Raw genomic sequence first — 17,512 nt, forward strand, 5'->3', positions numbered from 1 at the left:
TATCAATGTGGGCATTCTTTTTGGTTCATTACATTTACCACTCCTAATCTATCTAGTACCCACACAAAAAGCACATATAAAAAAACCACCCAAAGGTGGCTATATTTTTAAGCGTCACTTATTTAATCCGTTAATTCCACGTTTTTTGTTAGTTTTTCACCATTTCGATAAACTGTTACTTTAATTGTATCCCCCAATTTTTTCTTTTCATATAAATATTTACGGAATTGAACGACATTTTCTATTTTTTGTCCATCTAATGCAATCACAACATCATATTGTTGTAATCCACCTTTTTCTGCTGGTGATTGGTTTGAGATATTCCTCAATACTGCACCATTCGATATCTCTTTTGGTAATTTTAATTGATGGCGTGCAGAATCTGTCAGTTTCTCCACATCTAATAACTGTACACCCATCATCGGACGTTTAACTGTCCCATCTTTCTCAAGAGACTCTAGGATCATTTTGGCTATATGAATCGGAATTGCAAATCCAATTCCTTCAACAGCTTGTTGTGCAATTTTACTCGAATTAATTCCAATGACTTCACCCTGTTCATTAAACAAAGCTCCTCCACTATTCCCAGGATTAATAGCTGCATCTGTTTGAATTACCTGTGCTTGCCAATCCACTTGTTGATTTCCGAGGGTACTAACAGGTATTTCTCGTTCCTTGCTACTAATAATCCCCTTTGTTACACTACCTTCTAGTCCTAATGGATTCCCAATGGCTATTACCGTTTCCCCTGTACGAATTTTTTCTGAGTCTCCAAGTTTTGCGACTCTTTTTACATCTATCCCGTCAATTTCTAATACCGCTAAATCTAATAATGGATCTGTCCCTACTACTTTAGCGGGAACCTTTTTACCATTATTCAATTTCACTTCTACTTTATTCGCACCGTCTATCACATGATTATTTGTAACAATAAAAGCCTTATTGCCAGTTTTTTTATATATGACCCCCGACCCCGAACCAGCTTCTTCTGATTGGTCTTGCGTATTAAATAAATCTGCATTTTGTTTATAGTTAATGACACCTACGACAACTTCTTTTGCAGATTCAATCATATTTTGAGGATTGCTCACATCTTCTGGTTTGTAAGAGATCGGCGTAGCCTGATTTACTTCGTTATGCTTAGGAGATTGACCTGCACTTCCTTTGATTTCATTTATATAAGGCGTGGTCAATCCAATGGTAATTGCACCAATCACTGCACCAATTATTCCTGTGAAAAAATACCCTGTTTTTTTATAGGCTTTATTCCTATTGCTTTCTGTTTGATTTGTATCATAGTATCCCATTGTGAACATCCCTTTCTCCTTTAATTTACAATTGAATATTTTTATCTTGATATTTGAAATACGATGTATGAATGTAATATTTAAGAATCATCATTTCAAAAAAAGAAAATTTTACCTTTGGGCATGGTTTAAACATAAATCAACTGTTTTTTCGTAGGGGTAACATTATATTTGAAATTTCCTATGAATATATGTATAACGATATTCAAACACACTTCGAACTTGTTTCTAAAAAAAAGAGCCTATTCGGCTCTCAACAAATAGTGTAATCAATGTACAAAGTAGCATGCGCGTTTATACAGGTGTTTTGCAAAAAGTGGAAACAAGGGACAATAAACATCCATTATCCTATTTATTCTTTTGTTATAAACTTAGATCCTAGCATTCTCGTAAGAATGGATGGTAATAGGTTTGTGTGTAAATAAGAAGGAAGGGATAAAATTTGATAGATTGTGTAAGTCGTCAACATCATGTATCATTCCTTTCTATTTGGTACATGTATCATACAAACTTAATCTGTATTCTATATGGAGTTAATCTAGAGTTATAGTAAAGACTTTCAGTACCTAATTATGGAATACAAAAATAGAGAGAATCAATTTGATCCTCCCTATTTTTATTCACTAGACTTATATAGCTTTCTTTTATTTACACTTGTGTATTTGTTTAAGCACGATGCTGGTTTCAATTTTTGTTATTTCTCTTTTATGCGTCTATTATTCGAATGAGGAGCTATCCACAGTTGTACATCTAATAAAGAAAGAATGATGTTTGCTTCTAGTGACATCTTAATTACCTCCCTCTGTCTTGTTATGTATATAACCTATCTCATGCATCTGGAGCTAATCTGAAATACATGTAGTTTTCTTGTGAAGTTTTTATAGTGTTTCTAATACGTCTCCACATCAACTCCAGATTAGAAGGTTATAATGACTACAAGAGGTGATATTATGAAGAACTATCACATTCTGGTGGTAGAAGATGATCAAGAAATACAAGAATTAATCAAACAATTTTTAATGACACAACAGTATAAAGTTATAGTTGCATCCGACGGATTAGAGGGCATGAAACAATTTAATAAGCAGTCCTTCGATTTAATTCTTCTCGATGTGATGATGCCAAACCTGAATGGATTTGAAGTTGCCAAAATGATTCGAAGTCAGTCAAATATACCAATTATTATGCTAACTGCGTTAGAAGAAGAACAAGATCAAATGAAAGGATTTGATCTTGGAATCGATGATTATATTACAAAACCTTTTTCTTTTCATGTTTTGATGAGACGAGTCGAAGCGGTACTGAGAAGAAGTAATAATCAAAGTACGGATAATCATTTTGTATTTAGAGAACTACATGTCGATGGCGATGCATATAAAGTATATGTAAATAAAGTCGAGGTTCCCCTAACGACAAAAGAATTTGAAATTTTGCAACTACTACTTCAAAATGAAAAAAAGGTACTCACAAGAGATAATATTGTAGAAAAAATTTGGGGATATGAGTATGCCGGGGACACACGAATGATTGATACGCATATGAAAAACATACGAAAAAAATTAGATATACCCTATATTAAAACAGTAAAGGGCATTGGTTATAAAATTGATGAATAAGATTGTAGAAATCATGAAGATGAAGAGAATTACCTATAAACTCTTTATGACTACATCCCTCATTTTATTAGCCTTTGCAACCTTGATTTATGTAACTTTATACTTCTTTCTCCCTAAATTTTATGAGCAATACAAAACAGATCAGCTTCAAACGGGAATCGAAGAAATAATTGATAAATCTAAAGATCTTACGCTTCAAAATGCAATACCACTTGTTGATGAATACGCACAAAAAAATAATGCGGTAATCTACCTTCAAAATAATGAGGGAAGACTTATTTATTCTCCTTCTATTGCTTTTCTTCAAAGTACTATTCAAGAGGGTACTATTCAAGGCGGTACTCAAGCAAAAGGTTTTGTTAAAACAGTACCAGCAAGGAGTTTAGATAATCCTCGTAATTCATATGAGGTTAGCAAGCCAATACAATTCCAAGATGTTAACTTAACGCTTGTGGTGTTCGCAACATTTCAGCCGATTGATGAAGCTTCACAGGTCTTAGTACGTTTTCTACCCTATATTAGTATCATTGTACTAGTTATTGGTTTAGGAAGTGCTTATCTCTATTCAAGGTTTATTACTAAACCACTTATTTATATTAATAAAGGTGCACAAAAGATGGCAAACTTGGATTTCTCCGAAAAAATTGAGGTTCGCTCTATGGATGAATTAGGGGAATTGTCCAATAGCTTGAATGATATGTCTATAAATTTACAACAGGCAATTTTTGATTTACAAAAAGCTAATCAGCAATTAAAAAGTGATATTGAAAAAGAAAGAGAAATAGAAACAAAGCGAAGGGAATTCTTTGCTATTGTAGCACATGAATTAAAAACTCCTCTTACTGTTATGAAAGGATACTTAGAAGGGATGATATATAATATCGGTCCTTATCAAAATCGCGACCAATATTTAAATAAAAATTTCCAAATAATCGAAAATCTGGAACAGCTAGTTCGCGAAATTTTAAGCATGTCAAGATTAGAACAACATACCTTTAAACTTCAAGTGGAAGAAGTAAATCTTTCGAAATCAATAGATACAATCACAAAAAAACTCGAATTTTTTGCTTCTCAAAAAGGCATTCAAATAATAAAAGAAGTCGATTCTGACATTTTTGTTTATACGGATTATGTTCTTTTAGAAAAAGCTTGTAAAAACATCATTCATAATGCGATTATGTATTCACCTTATAACGAAAAAGTCTATATAAAGTTAACAAAGGATTCTAAACAAAACAACATCCAAATACGAGTTATCAATACAGGTGTCAAAATAAAAGAAGAAGAAATACAACATATTTTCAAACCATTTTATCGAATCGAAAAGTCAAGAAATCGAAATACAGGAGGGAGTGGCTTAGGGTTATATATTGTAAAACAAATTTTAGAATCCCTTTTTATCACGTATTCTATGAGTAATACAAAACAAGGCGTACAATTTTTAATTACCATTCCATTATCCATAAAGTAAATAACAAAAGAGTCTCAATCTTATTTCACCTTATTGAAATAAGATTGAAATTTTTTATATAGGATACCTTCACATCGATAAAAAGACGTTATTTTTTCCAATGATTTCTCAGAAAGAATAACGTCTTTTTTTATTTTAGGGAATATTTTGTATTGTTAGCCTGATAGCTATATTGCGTGACCCCTATTATAAGAATCCTGCATCAGAGCATAACAAAAATATAAGCAAAAAAGAATTATTTAAAGTATAAGTTACATTCTAATATTTTATTGTTGATAACTGACAGTATCATTTTACAGCTTATTTAGAAGAGGCATGTACATTTCGAAGAAGTTCTTCAATAAATTTTGTTTTTTCATTTACCTTTGTGGCATATGTGAAATCACCATAACAATATGGATACCTAAAATTATTTTTATTTCCACCACAAGTATACATCGCTGGATTTTGATCAACTTTCATCTTAGAAAACTTTTTGGCTGAATCCTCCGAGTGTTGTTTAACTTCTTGACTAGCAACAAAATCAATATACCCTGGCCCCATATTATAGCTTTGAATAATTGTATCCATGCTAACATCCTTGTCCGTTCCATATTTGTACATTTTAGCAAAGTGTTTTACTCCTTGTTCAATGCTCAAGCTTGTCTCTTGAATTTCATTTGGCTTTAATCCAAGTGATTCGGATGACTGCATAGGATCGTTTCCCTCACCTCTACTCTCTTGGTACATAATTCCTAATAAAACTGCTGTTTTCTCTCCTAAATTATATTTTTCTAATTCTTTTTTCAAGGTAGATTCATATTGCAATACACGTTTTTCGGTGGCTAGCGCTTTATTTTGTTGAATATTAGTTTTATGATTAAAATATAGCATTCCAAGTATAATTCCTAAGCCCAAAATACTAATAAGGAACACTTTTATAATTTGTTTTTTACTTGTATCCTTCATATATTCCTCCTCGTATAAAAAATTCAATTTTTCAAAGGTAATTGGTTATTTACAAACTATGTAATGGACATCTATCTCCCGCCCTCTTTAGACTCAAACATCAATACTTTAAGGTTTTAAGTTTAATATAAAAGTTTAAAGATAAGGTAAAGATAAGATAAAGATAAGATAAAGGGCATTTTTTATACGTACTTTAAAAGATATTGGTACAACGGGATATGTGGGACAAATTGTTGATATAAATGGATTTAGTAATAACGGAAAGGTTAACGTACAAATTATTAATTATGGAGATCTCATTCCGGAAGATTTACCTTATTTTTTCAATATGCTTTATATAAAAAACTACAAAATAACATATAATAAAAAACGGCGAACCCTCCACGTAGGAGAATCCACCATCACAAATAAATGATTATTTCACACCTAGTTTTTCTTTTGCTTTCTTAGGAAGCTCGTCTTCCTGCACTTCCTCCCAAGCTGTTACACCTTTTTTATCTGAATGATATACACGTAGGAATGCTTCTTTACGAAGATTCTTTTGTGCCATAAATTGTAACTCTTTTTCTTTACCTTCCTTATCAAAACCCGATAATGTATATTCATACTCCTTTCCCATCACTTTACCATCCATAGATTTTGAAACTCCCTCTTTTCCATCCATTGTAATTTGGACGTAATATTCATCTTTACCCATACGATTAATATCACATCCAACTAGTAGACTTGCAAATACAACTAAAAGGCTAAAAATTGCCATATATTTTTTCACATTGTTCACCTCATTAATTTTCTATGCTACTGTAATCTTAATCTGTTTTCGGTTGAAGAGAAATTCAAAAACCTTACGTCAACATTACATTTTCGAAAGATAATAAAGTTACCTATATCAATGTTTATAAATGAGATATTCGCGTAACCATTAAAAATTATTTAAACGATTACTTTCTTCATTTTTTTACTATTTCATAACTTGCTTCAAATTCACTCTTCGCATTTATTGCCGTCTAACGATCATCACACATGACTTAATACATTATTGAAAGGAAAAAAGCTCTGCACTATGCAGGCTTTCTTTATGATTTCACTATTAAATTATTCATAAAACTCTCTATAGAATTCGCCTGAAATATAAGGAAATAAGAAGATTGAACGTCGTAATATTTATCGGTAATGATAAGAATTGAAGGAAAGAATTTAGAAGTTCTCGGTTGCCAAGGTTCATTATGCCATTCTTGGCTATGGTAGTATAACTCATATCTATATATCTTATCTTGCATTATCTTTTTACTGTACACTGACTTTTGAACTTCAATAAAGAATGGCGACCTACGCCATATAGTAAAAGCATCCGGCTCCATATATTCCTTCCCATACTTTGGTTCCACTTTGAATAACTTAGGATTTTCATAATGAACAAGTTGTTTGTATACGTCCACAATACCAAGGAAATGAGGGATTTTTTGACTGGTTTTTCTGATAGAACTAGGTTGCGGAAAATAAATGTATGGGTGTTGCAATACGTTAGCATCAACATGACCGTCTCTTCTTAATCGTTTCATAACCGTATTACAGCAGGTTATCGCATTCTTTAAGCCTTGAAAATGCAAATCAATAATATCATCTCGGGACATACATCTAAATTGCTTCAAATCATTCAGAATTCCTTTATCTCTACTCTTCATCATCTAACACCCCAAATAAAGGAATTTCTTCTTGCAATGAATTTTTGAGTATCTTCTCCCCTTTAGACATGAGATATGGTTCAACAATTTGTTTCGCCTTACTTAATTCCAAATAAGGAGCTTGCACTTTCTTTAATCCATTGCGTTTAAAAATCATTTGTCCAGTTCGCTCTAAATACTCTGAACCAGGAGTACCCATAATATTACTATTAATCACACTATCACATTTAAAGCCCATTCTTACAGTCATATTAAGTTTTAACTTACCATCTAACACCTTGGCATCTGGCCTCTGCATACTAAGCAAAAGAAAAACCCCAAGTGATCGCCCGACTGCTGAAATCTTTTCAATCGTAGCCATACACTCTTTTTCATCTTTAAGCATAGCCACTTCATCAATAGCAAGTAGGATATATGGCTTTTGATGATTTGGATTTAATTTGTTGTACGTATCAATATGATCAACTTCATATTCTTCCATAAGTTTTCTTCGTTCCCTGATTTCCTTCCATAAATTTTGGAGCATTATTTTCATTTCGATTTCTTCCATACAAACTTCTTTTACATGCTTCACTCTACGTAAAAAATGAAATTCAGAGTTTTTTAAGTCACCAAGATACAAATGCAACTTTTCAGGAGACATATATTGAATGAGTGTGGATAGTACAACACGTACCATACTACTTTTCCCACTTCCCGTTTCTCCTGCGATTAATAAGTGCGGTGAATTGGAACCAATCATATCGTACGCAATTATTTTTCCGTATTGGTCCCTGCCTACCACAACAGGTAAACCGTAACCTTTTAATTGAGGCTGCCATTCTCCATAACAATAAGTATACGGCTTTAGCCCAGCATTCGAATGAAATACATGTAGGACAAACTTTTTCACATCCCCTTCAATCGTAATATTCCGTCCTAATATTTGCTGAAAACAAAACCACTTCTTTTCAATCTTCTGTGGATCTAATCCGTTTGGTATGGTAAATACATACCTCACGCTTTCCGCTGAAGAAGATATATTATATATCTTTGGATAAATAGGCACTTTTCCCCCGCGTGTTTGATGTTCCGTATATAGACCTGCTTTTCCAAATACCTCTATAAGTTGATTCCTTAACCTTTTTGCATGAAGCCAATTCTTTATCATTCTCATATACTTCCCCCTAAAACATGATTAGGATGCGAATAAATACATACCCAATCAAACAAACTCCACCTATTCGCATGCCGTAATAAATACCTTCACTTATAAATTTAGCTGCTGATATATGGTCATGTCGCACTAAATATTTTTCTAATATGACTGCCCCTATTAAAACCGTTCCCATTACTCCTAATGCAATGTAAGTATGTAGTACCTGATCCGACATATGAAGAAATGCGAAAGGACTAACTGAATTGTATTTACGTATTTTCTTTTCTTTCTCTTCGTAAGATCGATTCATACACTCACGAAAAGAAATTGTTTCCTTCCTACCACGCATTTAATTGCCCTCCTCTATAAACAAAATGAACAAACTAGATAAAATATAGGGTTTATGTGCCTATTACCTTGATAGCACTATCTTGACTGTTAACTTGGTAGATACCTTTCTAGTACATAGGCTGGTTGATTTGGTATCTAATTTGGTAATAAGTTTGCTAAATACCAGAGTGGCTACCTTGATACATCATATTGCGTGGGGCTTGTACATTATTAACACTTTTGTTTAAAAAAATCATGCTTTGGTAAAGATGTGATTAATAGAGAATTTATGAATAGGAGTGTTCACAATGTTTGGCTTGGGGAAACCATTATCAAGGTTTGGTAAATTTTTAAAAAGAAATAGTATTACTCAAACCGAATTAAAGGAATGGAGTGGAGTAAATCAAAATACAATTAGTCGTATTTCTCGTTCAAATACATACAAACCTTCATTAGGGAATGGCCAAAAATTAATTAGGGCCTTAAAAAGAAAAGGTTACAGCGTAGACTTTGAGGATTTCTGGATGTAATAATCAGCTCGTTAAACCGAGCTGATTATTTTTTGAAGAATTCATCATTCTTTTTGATTTTTGTGCCATGTTAGCTTATATAAAAGTGCTAAAATTCCAAAGAACGTGTATAAAAAGTGACAAACAAAAGATATATTGTCAATAGCAATAATATTAATACACAAGTAAAATACACGATAGAAATACGCTTTCTATTCTCTTTCCAATTACGTATACTGGAAATTATAAAACTTACTATCACCATGCAACAAATCCCTACTAAAAAAACCAATACATACTCGTGAATAATAACACCACAAATTAAAAATATAACAGCTAATATTGCTAATAGTGAATGAACTACACGCAAAAATAACCTCTCCTTATCTCATTGGAAACCTATTAATGTACGATTATTTTATTTAGCAAACAAATGGTTCCCAATTTGTGCAACGGTTTGACGTGTTGTAATCCATTTATCAGTCGAGGTTTTTGGATTGTAGAAATAAAGCCAATCAGAATTTGTTCCTTTTGAAGTGAGAGCCTCTTCTACTGCCATTCTTGCTTCCTGTGTAGCAGGCTGATTAATTCTACCGTCTGTAACAGGAGTAAATGCATAACCATTTTTAATGGGTTCATAAATTACGCCTGTAATTGTATTTGGAAAACCATTTGCGTTAGTACGATTTAATACTACCTTTGCAACTGCAACCTTTCCTGCATGCGGTTCTCCCCCTGCTTCTGCATTTACTAATCGAGCCATTAAATCCACTTCTTGTAATGAAATACCAGTATCAATCTTTAAGTGCTGACCGACAAAAATATGATTTTCTTCTACGTTATTGTTTTGTTTTATGGACTGTATTGAAACCTTATATTGTTGTGATATAGAACTTAATGTATCCCCGCTTTTCACCTGGTAAATTGCTTGATATGTATTAGTTGAAACTGTTGAATTAGTTTTTTGAAAATATTTGTTTGCAGTTGATGATACTGGAATTGTTAAACGTTCTCCAATATTAATTTGATCATTTGCTTTATTGTTTTCTTGTTTAAGTGATTGTACGGACACCTCATATTGTTTACCTATCGCTTCTAGGGTATCATTCTTTTGAACCGTATAAACCGTTGAAGCCGCAGTCCCTATTGGATTTGATACTACTGTAATCATTGCAGCAGATAATGGTAACCAGGTTTTCGCCTTACATAACTTCATTCAAAAAAGCCTCCTAAAAATTATTAAGTACTCTTAATATGTTTAAGTCAAAAACAAATCAAGCTATTTATAGCGTAACAAAACATTGAATTCAAGTCATTGAATTTGTATTTCTATATAATAATTGGGTTGCTTATGATATTGAAATAAAAAATGAAGAAATGATTATGGTTGGATTTAGCTAATAATCCAATCCACTTTCCTCATTCTTTTTTTCTATAAATGAGCTTTTTCCACCGAAGCTATGTCGCCTTTAGCAATACGAGTACCTCTTTCAATTTCATGATCTTGCATAATTTTCCTCTTTAGGCACTTCATTGTTTACAACTAACACTCCGACTTCTCCGTGACAACTACTGTCTATCGTTCCAAGAACATTATATTCCACGTCATACCGATACGGGGATGTACCTGCAATTCATATCCTGGTAGAATCTTAAAAACTTATGTTTTTGGAACACTAGCATGTTTCTTTTTTCATTTATAATCTTAATATTTCTTATACGGCATTTGGATTTCGCAATATTATTTCAATCGGGAATGGGAATTCCCTCTCACTACTTGTCTATTATCTTTTTCCTAGTAGGTTATAGCAAACGACAAGACTATTATTTTTTCTCCTAATCCCGTACTTATATTCTTTGATTTTGTTATTTTTCCTTAACAACAAACAAGACGCCAACCAGATCACGGAAGCGCCTACAATACTTGCTATAAACTTAACTAAACTTATTTACCTTCACGTCATTTACTTCTTTGTTTCCATACCCCATTCTCTTTACGATAAGTATTCTTTCCATTCATGAATCCCGCTGTATTACCAGGAATGCTATATTTTTTATTCTTAGCTTTCTTCTTCATCCTCTTTTCTTCTTGAACAGCTTGCAGATCCACCTTCCATTGTTTTAACAAATCCTCTTTACGTCGCATCGAATTTGTACCCCTTATATTGAAAAATAAATTTAATAATCATATTATATACATTTAAATATATTTTTCAATAAAAAGAGAGCACCCCCGCTACCGGTGCTCTCAATGTGAATCGGGGTTATCCTGAGCATTGAATAGGACACGAGGAACTCGTCCTATTACATAATATGCTTGTCCTTATAATAATGTGAATTAAAAAAGCACCCTCGCACAGGTTCCAAATAATACATATACTTTGAATTAACTAACATGTTCGAAAAGACCTTTCCATATCATTGTATGATTATCAATTATCTTTATACTTAAATGACTCCTTAAGTATGTTTAATGTATAATTTCTATATAACTAAAAAAAGCACCTGCATCATATAACTTTCTATCTTTCTTAACTAATCGCTTTATGTTTGGTGGTTGGGAGAAAACCAAGAATCTTCTCATTTATACTCCGTAGGTCCAGTCAGTACTTCTTTTGTCCCCTCACCTTCTCTCACCAATTATGGTTACGCAACATGATACCTACTAACATATAAATCTCTATATATAGTTTCAAAAATATATGGTTGAGTGTTAAATTTGCATAGGTACTCTTTAACGTATTCCCCGAAAGAATTCTCCTTCCTCAAGCGTGTGAAGGGCGTAGCCCTACGATAGGTGGGAGATGACTTTCGGTTTGGCATAGCCAAAAACTTTTGATAAACTTGCTATATGAAGTTCTTTGATAACTTGGTATAGAAGGTTGCAGGAAGAAAATAGAGTGCGAAAACCAAGCCATTCGGTTCCTGCATAAAATATCAACCGTACCAACAGAGCATCCATGCGTTGGACATCTAGGGGTGGAACACCCCGAAGTAACGCTCAGGGAGACGAAAGGTTACTTTCGTCGTGGAACTGAGAAGCTCCCACTTCAAGCTTTGCTAAGTGGCGAGTAGTTCACGGAGTTCTCATATAAATTAACAAGAGTTTAAAAATTCTCGAATCTCAGCCCCTTGGAGCGCCCTCCAAGGGGCTGAACTAATTAAAATATAGATTATATGCACCTTTATTATTTTCATTGACTCATTATATTACATATACGTAATATTTTTGTGAAACATCAAGGGTTTCAAATACAACATTTTTTAAAGAACCCTTATCTTTCCATAAGAGTTCCTTTTTTAATAATGCATTTGTTTAAATTCATAAATTTGGCCAGACAGTCCAGTAATTCTCAATACTTTATCAATCATCCTGATTGACAAAACCCATATACATAAATATTTTCACTCATATATCCTAATAACACAATATTAAAAACAGATGAAGTTATGTACCAACAAACAAATTTTACATGAATCAATTACCAAAAATAGATGAAAATTTTTGGCTATAGCGCATTTACCTTTATGAATATGAGATACAGACGAAATACGGGGAAAGATAGGTCATAGAACAAAAATGAAATCTGAAACTTCCAAACTATCTTTTTATTTCCATTCTACATAATATGACAATATAAATATATATAATGTGTTATTATTAATGTTGCAATCTTAAATTTTACATAATTGGAGGAACAAACGTGGGAAAAATATTTAAGTTTGGATGCCTAGGCATTATAGCTTTATTTGTAATCGGAATAATTGCTATGGTTGCTGGTGGCGGAGATTCAACAGAAACAACTTCAACAGACACTAAAGCAGTATCAAAAGAAGGTGTATCTTCTGATGTAAAAATCGCTGTAGGGTCTATGGAAACAGTAGATTCTGTGGGCAATGAATATACAAAAGAACAAGCACAAGGTGTATTTAAAATTTTAGAAGTTACACTTACTAATAATCAAAAAGACGCTATCACTGTTGATGCTAACAGCTTTAAATTAGTAGATAGTAAAGGTCGCGAATTTACATATTCAACACAAGGTCAAACATCTTTTGACTTAGCTAACGGTGGAAAAACTGACTTCTTCTTAAAACAATTGAATCCTGGTCTAACACAAACAGGTAAAATTGTATTTGATATACCAAAAGATGCTGAAGGAATTTTCTTAAAAGCTAGTGGTGGTATGACGGGTAAAGAAATTAAGTTAAAAGTAGAATAGAAAAAAGGTACTCGAAAGAGTACCTTTTTTCTCACTGACCATCATTACATAACGCGGGAAAATAAGATGTGGATGAGAATTCAATACATATAATAAAATTAAGACGGTTCAAGTTTGAGAAGGGCTCCTTAAGTTAACTATTCTTTTTGGAAAGTAACTTTACACATATAAAAAACCTCATATATTGAGACCTTATAGTAAACATTTTTGTATTTTCTTCCTACAAAATCTCAGGGAGAAGAATCATTAAAAAACATATTGAATTACTAAAGAATTCTGTTCTCAACATTACATTAGATTTGCATCATATTTATTAATCGTGAATACATTTCACGTTCTTCTTTCGAATTTTTTATATAATTGTGAGCAGCATGAAAAACATCAAAAAATTGATTAAGAAAAAGCACTGCCAAAATCTTCAGCAATGCTTTCCCATTAAACGTACTATGATAACGAACGTCTATTTTTTTCTACTCATGAGTTCTATATACTCACATATATTTATTTTAGATTTAAGATACGTTCTATTTCCTTCACACTCAACTTACTTGCTTTTGCAATAGTTTCAAGCGGTACACCAACTTCATACATCCCTCGGATTATCTGCATCTTACCTTGCTCAATTCCTTTTTCCATGCCCTCTTGTTCTGCATGCGCTAACTTAGCTTGTTCATCTAGAAGTAATTTCTCTCGAGCTTCATATGCTGTTCGGAAAGAAGAATCATAGCTCATATTTTCCCCTTTATTTATTTCCTTTTGTAAAATTGGATCTTGATTCATCGCAATCTCCTCCAATATTTGAGTAAAATTCTTCACACATTATTAAGATTCTTCTTCGTCTAGAAAATTAAAATTACCATCAATAAGATTCTGTAAATACTCATCAAAGCTGTTTGCAATCACTTCATATTCATCAGGATCATGTAAAAAACGAATGATTTGACCACATACACCTTCATCAGAAGGGTTAAAATCAATATACAGCTTTGATGTTCCACCGTTGTTCATACAATCTGAAAAGTGAATATACGTGCCAGGGAGAAGTCCTTCTGGATTTATCTTGGAGTCAACAGCATCCTCGTCATCTTGGTATTCTAAAAGATAGGAGACGTCTTCTTCTTCTTTTGAACTTTCAATCATCTCCTGTGTAGAAAGCAAATAATATGGATACTCTTCAACATCTGAACCTAAAATACATACCGTGACTTCGTTTTCTCCATATTTCCGCCAATATGTACCATCGATATTTTCAAGTAAAGTGATTAATGATTCTGGACAATTTGGATATTTCGTCCTTAATATATCAATATCTCCTTTTGTAGCACCGTATGCTTTATTTAGTGCTTCGAGATCATCTGTTGATAACGCTGCTTTCAAACCGTTTAAAAATTTGTTTACCAAATCCATTATTTTGTCCTCCCAAAAAACAAATATAAATTTTCTTAGTCTATATACCTAACATAAATAAGATTTGACCTTTAACTGTTTACACATCTAATTTAATTAGTACCATTACGTTCTAGCTCTTCTCGATTAAAGTATTGTTCTAGTAACTCTTTACCTGTTTTAATTGTAGTATAGTACTCTCCACCATACAGTTTCCCTTCTGATGGTTTATGGAAATCTTCGTATTTAGGGAAGTCTTCATTCTCTTCAAATGATTTCTTTGCAACTTCCATGTCTTCTGCTTCTATTTTAGCAAACAATCTACCTATACCGAATAACCCTTCATCATCAATACTTTCTTCTACAAGATAGTGTTCCTCTTCCTCTATAGGTGTCATTTTACTTTTTCTAACAGAATATAGATGACCCGTTTCTTCTTCTCTTACCGTAATAAAAATCCAACCAACTCTTACAACTGTACAAGGTTCTAATCCTAATAGTGTATAGGCAACTACCTTTTGGTCTTTCACATATTTCCCCATTTTATCTACCCCTTGTTGTTTATTTTGTTTAAAAGTTAAAATATTTTCAACGTGGTGATACATATCTATAACCATATAAAACAGTAATTCCCTTTACTACAACTGTTTTTTTCAATGCTTTTCACTACCGCCTTTCCTGTTAAACAATTCCTATATTAAATATAAATTGCAAATTCTATAGGTTCCTTTTTTGGTTTTGCTTCTTCAAAATAATATAATTCTTCTTCATCGGCACTTAACTCTAACTGCCAATCTTCAAAGTTAGTTTTATATTTGTATCTTACTAATCATTTTTGACCTCGATTTAAATCATTCAGTTCATTCATCTTCATCTTATTTAGTACACTATAAATGACTGTTATCTACTTTACCTTTTAACTAAAAGAGCTGCTTCAGCATATTTACCTGAAGCAGCTCTTGTTATCTTAAAAATGGTAATGGTGCTTGCTGAATTCCGTTTTGAGTTGAAATATAAAAAGATTTTGCGAATCCCTCACTGTGAATACATTCGTCTATTATGAGCATTATAGGAATCTTTCGTAAGTCTAACATTAGCTCCTTTCTAACATGTTCTGCTAAAGCGAGATTTGATATAGATAAAATAAAAATACCTGGTAAACTCTTCGTATTTTCGAAATTCAATAAATTATCTGGTCCATTTTGAATCTGATCTTCCCAAATTTTCAATCGCGATTTTAAATGTTGTGCATATCGCTGACCTTGTTGTACCCTTTCAAATATGAAGTTTTGATTTCCAATCGGAGTTTTAATTTCCCCAACAGCAATTGGATTATATCCATTACCAGTACCTTTTAGCCTTGGATACCAGCACCAGTTTTTTAATAGCTGTTGGCCTACTGCAAACTCATATTTTATTTGATTCATAGTGACAAATCTTTGTACCCCTGCTACTCCAAGCCTTAACCACTGTTCTGGCTTTAAAGAATAGTTTGTATTACGGTTATGATAAGCCCACATCATCAAATGACCAGCAGTATTTAAAGTGATTGGAGCAGAGGTTTTGGGCTGATCCGGAAATAGCTCCGATTTTATCTCCCATCTACTAACAAATCCATACAGTACCAGTTTTTTCAGCGATTCTGAAACCTGTGACCTACTAATTTTAGATTCCACAAAATTCTTAATTTGAGCTTCAGTAATCGCTAATGAATCCCAAATAAGCTTTAGTATTAAATTATCTTTTTCATTTATAAAACCTGAATTAATTCTGTCATAAATACTACGTAAATCTGTGAGTGGTTTGAATTTATCTGGAAGAATTGGTCCCCCCTGCAAAGAGGGGTCATCCCAAAGTGATAAAGATTGATCCCTATTAAGCCAATATTGAACCGCCTTTCCATTCTCTTGTACGGAAACCTGCGGCGCACTCATTAGTTATATAAAAATGCCGTTGGGTCGTTAACTTTTTTGCGTCCAAAAGGAAACTTGAAGATAACCCCCGACCCTCGCTCTTTTTCTACATCCACATTCACAATTCTCATACTTACTACTTCATCCAATACTGGCTGTTCGATTGTTTTAGGGACAATTCCTTTAATTGTGCAGCCTTGGTCCAATTCAACAAAAACTCCAAAACGCGGGTCAACATTTACTACCCTTCCTACAATTGTATCTCCTTCAGCTAATTCAGATAATAACTGATAAGGGTTTTCCACTGCTGCTTTTCTAGAAACGTGGATTAATCGTTGCTCTGGATTAAATTGTAGAACCTTAACTGGGATGCGTTCACCAATAGGTGCATAACGATCCACAGCGTTTTTATACACTCTTCCATAGTTTAGTTCATGTAATTTCATGAAACATTCGGCACCATTGATGCGTAAGAATATAGTTGGAACCTGAGCATTCATGTTGTATCCAGTTACTTCTGCTTCGTAGATTGGCTCTTGCAGTCTTTCATCTTGTTCCAATTCTATTAACTCACGCATTAAAGCATCTGCAGATCGTCTACTTGCTTCTTTTACTGAAACCTGAACTTTATTTCCATCCAGTTCATCAGACATTTGAGTAATTACTACGTTAAAAATATTACCTGTGAATTGTGTAATACCTCTAAAAGAATAATCTGAGAAGTCCTCTTTTTTACAAATACCTATAATCTTTCCGTTTTCAAGGGCGAACTCAGCATATTCAGTATCTGGATCGTCTTTATCGTGTCTTTTAACCGTTCTCAATACGGCTTGAATTGGCTCTTTATATCTACGTAGTCCCTGTAGCTTTTTATACGTTTTTGAATCCATAAAAATATCTCCTCTCCCTCGTTCAATATTTATAAAGTTCAAAAATAATACTTCTACTTGAATTATTGTTACTTTTAGCTAAGAAACTAAGCTTTT

The 17,512-nt window shown here is 32.9% G+C and carries 16 protein-coding genes and 4 pseudogenes; 5 read left to right on the forward strand and 15 right to left on the reverse strand.

Going from position 1 to position 17,512, the window contains the following annotated elements:
* Positions 1-122: 122 nt before the first annotated feature.
* Complete coding sequence (locus BUA87_RS26380) at positions 123-1,316, reverse strand: S1C family serine protease (RefSeq protein WP_000494790.1); 1,194 nt, start codon at positions 1,314-1,316, stop codon at positions 123-125.
* 941 nt (positions 1,317-2,257) lie between these two features.
* Between BUA87_RS26380 and BUA87_RS26385 the strand changes: the two genes are divergently transcribed.
* Positions 2,258-2,923 (forward strand): response regulator transcription factor, encoded by a 666-nt coding sequence (locus BUA87_RS26385; protein ID WP_000800734.1) that lies wholly within the window; start codon positions 2,258-2,260, stop codon positions 2,921-2,923.
* 13 nt (positions 2,924-2,936) lie between these two features.
* The gene (locus BUA87_RS26390) at positions 2,937-4,394 is read left to right on the forward strand and encodes a sensor histidine kinase (RefSeq protein WP_002094251.1); all 1,458 of its coding nucleotides are present in this window, start codon (positions 2,937-2,939) and stop codon (positions 4,392-4,394) included.
* Positions 4,395-4,694: 300 nt separating this feature from the next.
* On the opposite strand, the gene BUA87_RS26395 is transcribed toward BUA87_RS26390, so the two are convergent.
* Positions 4,695-5,342 carry a lysozyme family protein gene (locus BUA87_RS26395; protein ID WP_000655720.1) on the reverse strand — a complete coding sequence of 216 codons (648 nt, stop codon included), beginning with the start codon at positions 5,340-5,342 and terminating at the stop codon, positions 4,695-4,697.
* 214 nt (positions 5,343-5,556) lie between these two features.
* On the opposite strand from BUA87_RS26395, the pseudogene BUA87_RS31985 reads away from it, so the two are divergent.
* Positions 5,557-5,679 (forward strand): annotated as a pseudogene (locus BUA87_RS31985) (histidine kinase); the annotation flags it as partial.
* Between the two features lie 78 nt (positions 5,680-5,757).
* Here BUA87_RS31985 and BUA87_RS26405 read toward each other — a convergent pair.
* The 4 genes from BUA87_RS26405 to BUA87_RS26420 all read right to left on the reverse strand — a co-directional run bounded on the left by BUA87_RS26405 (position 5,758) and on the right by BUA87_RS26420 (position 8,514).
* Positions 5,758-6,114 carry a YxeA family protein gene (locus tag BUA87_RS26405; RefSeq protein ID WP_000760451.1) on the reverse strand — a complete coding sequence of 119 codons (357 nt, stop codon included), beginning with the start codon at positions 6,112-6,114 and terminating at the stop codon, positions 5,758-5,760.
* 304 nt (positions 6,115-6,418) lie between these two features.
* On the reverse strand, positions 6,419-6,994 hold the full coding sequence (locus BUA87_RS26410) for a replication-relaxation family protein (protein ID WP_072941387.1): 576 nt from the start codon (positions 6,992-6,994) through the stop codon (positions 6,419-6,421).
* 22 nt (positions 6,995-7,016) lie between these two features.
* Positions 7,017-8,183 (reverse strand): FtsK/SpoIIIE domain-containing protein, encoded by a 1,167-nt coding sequence (locus tag BUA87_RS26415; protein ID WP_072941300.1) that lies wholly within the window; start codon positions 8,181-8,183, stop codon positions 7,017-7,019.
* Between the two features lie 10 nt (positions 8,184-8,193).
* A complete protein-coding gene (locus tag BUA87_RS26420; protein ID WP_001214903.1) occupies positions 8,194-8,514 on the reverse strand; it encodes a hypothetical protein in 321 nt (106 codons plus the stop codon).
* A 289-nt stretch (positions 8,515-8,803) separates the two neighbouring features.
* On the opposite strand from BUA87_RS26420, the gene BUA87_RS26425 reads away from it, so the two are divergent.
* Positions 8,804-9,025 carry a helix-turn-helix domain-containing protein gene (locus tag BUA87_RS26425; RefSeq protein ID WP_000467343.1) on the forward strand — a complete coding sequence of 74 codons (222 nt, stop codon included), beginning with the start codon at positions 8,804-8,806 and terminating at the stop codon, positions 9,023-9,025.
* 397 nt (positions 9,026-9,422) lie between these two features.
* Here BUA87_RS26425 and BUA87_RS26435 read toward each other — a convergent pair whose 3' ends face one another.
* From BUA87_RS26435 to BUA87_RS26440, 3 genes and pseudogenes are all read right to left on the reverse strand, one after another.
* Positions 9,423-10,220 (reverse strand): cell wall hydrolase, encoded by a 798-nt coding sequence (locus tag BUA87_RS26435; RefSeq protein WP_000762315.1) that lies wholly within the window; start codon positions 10,218-10,220, stop codon positions 9,423-9,425.
* A gap of 222 nt (positions 10,221-10,442) precedes the next feature.
* A pseudogene (locus BUA87_RS31990) lies at positions 10,443-10,661 on the reverse strand (deoxyuridine 5'-triphosphate nucleotidohydrolase); the annotation flags it as partial.
* Positions 10,662-10,964: 303 nt separating this feature from the next.
* Positions 10,965-11,150 (reverse strand): hypothetical protein, encoded by a 186-nt coding sequence (locus BUA87_RS26440; protein WP_001253021.1) that lies wholly within the window; start codon positions 11,148-11,150, stop codon positions 10,965-10,967.
* Between the two features lie 1,558 nt (positions 11,151-12,708).
* Here BUA87_RS26440 and BUA87_RS26450 point away from each other — a divergent pair.
* Positions 12,709-13,227: a DUF4352 domain-containing protein gene (locus BUA87_RS26450; RefSeq protein ID WP_071714734.1), complete on the forward strand. Its 519-nt coding sequence runs from the start codon at positions 12,709-12,711 to the stop codon at positions 13,225-13,227.
* Positions 13,228-13,728: 501 nt separating this feature from the next.
* On the opposite strand, the pseudogene BUA87_RS26455 reads toward BUA87_RS26450, so the two are convergent.
* From BUA87_RS26455 to BUA87_RS26480, 6 genes and pseudogenes are all read right to left on the reverse strand, one after another.
* Positions 13,729-14,040: pseudogene (locus BUA87_RS26455) on the reverse strand (Rpn family recombination-promoting nuclease/putative transposase); the annotation flags it as partial.
* 9 nt (positions 14,041-14,049) lie between these two features.
* Positions 14,050-14,634 (reverse strand): SMI1/KNR4 family protein, encoded by a 585-nt coding sequence (locus BUA87_RS26460; protein WP_071714735.1) that lies wholly within the window; start codon positions 14,632-14,634, stop codon positions 14,050-14,052.
* A gap of 92 nt (positions 14,635-14,726) precedes the next feature.
* The gene (locus tag BUA87_RS26465) at positions 14,727-15,155 is read right to left on the reverse strand and encodes a hypothetical protein (RefSeq protein ID WP_003193323.1); all 429 of its coding nucleotides are present in this window, start codon (positions 15,153-15,155) and stop codon (positions 14,727-14,729) included.
* Between the two features lie 46 nt (positions 15,156-15,201).
* Positions 15,202-15,427, reverse strand: a pseudogene (locus BUA87_RS31995) (transposase); the annotation flags it as partial.
* A gap of 148 nt (positions 15,428-15,575) precedes the next feature.
* Positions 15,576-16,547, reverse strand: a complete 972-nt coding sequence (locus BUA87_RS26475) for a hypothetical protein (RefSeq protein WP_072941303.1) — start codon at positions 16,545-16,547, stop codon at positions 15,576-15,578.
* On the reverse strand, positions 16,547-17,416 hold the full coding sequence (locus BUA87_RS26480) for an RNA-binding protein (protein ID WP_072941306.1): 870 nt from the start codon (positions 17,414-17,416) through the stop codon (positions 16,547-16,549). The genes BUA87_RS26475 and BUA87_RS26480 overlap by 1 nt, the downstream gene beginning before the upstream one ends.
* Positions 17,417-17,512: the final 96 nt, after the last annotated feature.

Origin of the sequence: Bacillus sp. bc15 (genome assembly GCF_900142585.1) — a bacterium.
Lineage (GTDB): Bacteria > Bacillota > Bacilli > Bacillales > Bacillaceae_G > Bacillus_A > Bacillus_A cereus.

Coding starts and splice junctions, on each gene's coding strand:
- BUA87_RS26380 (WP_000494790.1), bottom strand. CDS start 1,316: ATGTTCACAATGGGATACTATGATACAAATCAAACAGAAAGCAATAGG.
- BUA87_RS26385 (WP_000800734.1), top strand. CDS start 2,258: ATGAAGAACTATCACATTCTGGTGGTAGAAGATGATCAAGAAATACAA.
- BUA87_RS26390 (WP_002094251.1), top strand. CDS start 2,937: ATGAAGATGAAGAGAATTACCTATAAACTCTTTATGACTACATCCCTC.
- BUA87_RS26395 (WP_000655720.1), bottom strand. CDS start 5,342: ATGAAGGATACAAGTAAAAAACAAATTATAAAAGTGTTCCTTATTAGT.
- BUA87_RS26415 (WP_072941300.1), bottom strand. CDS start 8,183: ATGAGAATGATAAAGAATTGGCTTCATGCAAAAAGGTTAAGGAATCAA.
- BUA87_RS26420 (WP_001214903.1), bottom strand. CDS start 8,514: ATGCGTGGTAGGAAGGAAACAATTTCTTTTCGTGAGTGTATGAATCGA.
- BUA87_RS26425 (WP_000467343.1), top strand. CDS start 8,804: ATGTTTGGCTTGGGGAAACCATTATCAAGGTTTGGTAAATTTTTAAAA.
- BUA87_RS26435 (WP_000762315.1), bottom strand. CDS start 10,220: ATGAAGTTATGTAAGGCGAAAACCTGGTTACCATTATCTGCTGCAATG.
- BUA87_RS26440 (WP_001253021.1), bottom strand. CDS start 11,150: ATGCGACGTAAAGAGGATTTGTTAAAACAATGGAAGGTGGATCTGCAA.
- BUA87_RS26460 (WP_071714735.1), bottom strand. CDS start 14,634: ATGGATTTGGTAAACAAATTTTTAAACGGTTTGAAAGCAGCGTTATCA.
- BUA87_RS26465 (WP_003193323.1), bottom strand. CDS start 15,155: ATGGGGAAATATGTGAAAGACCAAAAGGTAGTTGCCTATACACTATTA.
- BUA87_RS26475 (WP_072941303.1), bottom strand. CDS start 16,547: ATGAGTGCGCCGCAGGTTTCCGTACAAGAGAATGGAAAGGCGGTTCAA.
- BUA87_RS26480 (WP_072941306.1), bottom strand. CDS start 17,416: ATGGATTCAAAAACGTATAAAAAGCTACAGGGACTACGTAGATATAAA.